Genomic DNA, 1,464 nt, shown 5'->3' with positions numbered 1-1,464 from the left:
GACTTTTTAGGAATGGAGAAATCCATTCCTCTTTTTTATGCGATTTTTAAATTTAAACACTTTTCTCTGAACCCTACGGGGCTCAGCCATTCTAGTTTCGATTTAATCCGTTTATTGTTGTAATACCATATATAATTATTAATTGTTTCTTCAAGTTGTTCATAACTTTCATAAACCTTACCGTAGAATACTTCTTGCTTCAAAATACCGAAAAAACTTTCCATCGGAGAGTTATCCAGACAGTTACCTTTACGGGACATACTTTGAAATATTTTATTTTCTTTTAACTTATTCACATAAGCATTCATCTGATATGCCCAACCCTGATCGCTATGAAAAGTTCTTCTAAACTCGCATTTTTTAGTGATTTCAATGGCTCTACTAAGAGCCGACATAATACACTCTGCACTTGGTTTTTTAGATATACTGTAGGAGATTATTTCTCTATTAAACAAATCCATAAACGGGTCTAGATAAAGCTTACCTGTACAAATCAAACCATTTTCGTTCAGATAATGGTATTTAAACTCTGAAGTATCCGTCGTTATTTTCTGATAAGGAATAGTCGTATTAAACCTGCGGTTCACTAAATTATCAGCGATACGACCGATATGTCCTTTGTAGGATGAGTATCTTCTATTTTTTCTTGTAAATGAGATAGATTTTATATTCAATTTACGCATGATTCTCTGAACTTTCTTATGGTTAATCAGATGACCTCTCTCCCTTAGTTCACCTGTAATCCTTCTATATCCATAATTCTTATTATTTTCTTCAAAAATATTTTTTATTTCATTCTCCATTGCTTGATCTTTATTTTCTTTCTCAAACTGTTTTTGCCAATACATATATGTAGATTTTGGGAACTTTAATGCTTCAAGGATAATGTTTAATCTGAATTCTTTTCGGAGCTCTTTAATGACTCTAGATTCGATTTTAGCAGTCGGTTCGGTATATTTATCCCTGAAGCTTTCAACTTTTTTATATAGGCAAGTTCAGCTCTTAAAAGTTCATTTTCATGTTCGAGATTTTTTACATAGTCATTCTTACTCTTATTATCATTTTTCTTTTTCATAGATGGACGTCCTTTCCTCTTTTCAGTCAATCCATCAATGCCATACTTATTAAAGGCAATCATCCAAGAGGCAATAAGAGATGGATTATTAATACGGAATTTGGCAGAAGTGATACTTAATGAAGCATTATTTTCTCTCATCCATCTTAGTATAACAATCTTATCGTCTAAACTGTATTTTGTCTTACTCCTTTTCCTTTCAAGTCCTTTAATGCCTAAGGCACTATATGCTCTATACCATGTTCTTACTATAGATCGATTAATGCCATGACGTTTTCCTATTGCATTATAGCCACCTAAACCATCTATATATTCATTAACTACTTTCAGCTTAAAATCCAAATCATATTTAGCCAATATAAAACACCCCAAAAGTTAGATTTTAGGTC

At 32.0% G+C, this 1,464-nt stretch carries 2 protein-coding genes; both read right to left on the bottom strand.

Going from position 1 to position 1,464, the window contains the following annotated elements; all coding sequences use genetic code 11:
* Positions 1 to 35: 35 nt before the first annotated feature.
* Positions 36 to 920, bottom strand: coding sequence for an IS3 family transposase (locus tag G8Y85_RS12485; RefSeq protein ID WP_348981041.1), 885 nt, complete (start codon positions 918 to 920; stop codon positions 36 to 38).
* The gene (locus G8Y85_RS12480) at positions 890 to 1,432 is read right to left on the bottom strand and encodes a helix-turn-helix domain-containing protein (RefSeq protein ID WP_348981040.1); all 543 of its coding nucleotides are present in this window, start codon (positions 1,430 to 1,432) and stop codon (positions 890 to 892) included. Before G8Y85_RS12480 ends, G8Y85_RS12485 begins: the two co-directional genes overlap by 31 nt.
* Between the last annotated feature and the right edge of the window lie 32 nt (positions 1,433 to 1,464).

This window comes from Staphylococcus sp. 11007852, from assembly GCF_011394325.1.
GTDB classification, from domain to species: domain Bacteria; phylum Bacillota; class Bacilli; order Staphylococcales; family Staphylococcaceae; genus Staphylococcus; species Staphylococcus agnetis.
This window is presented reverse-complemented; position numbering and strand designations above follow the sequence as displayed.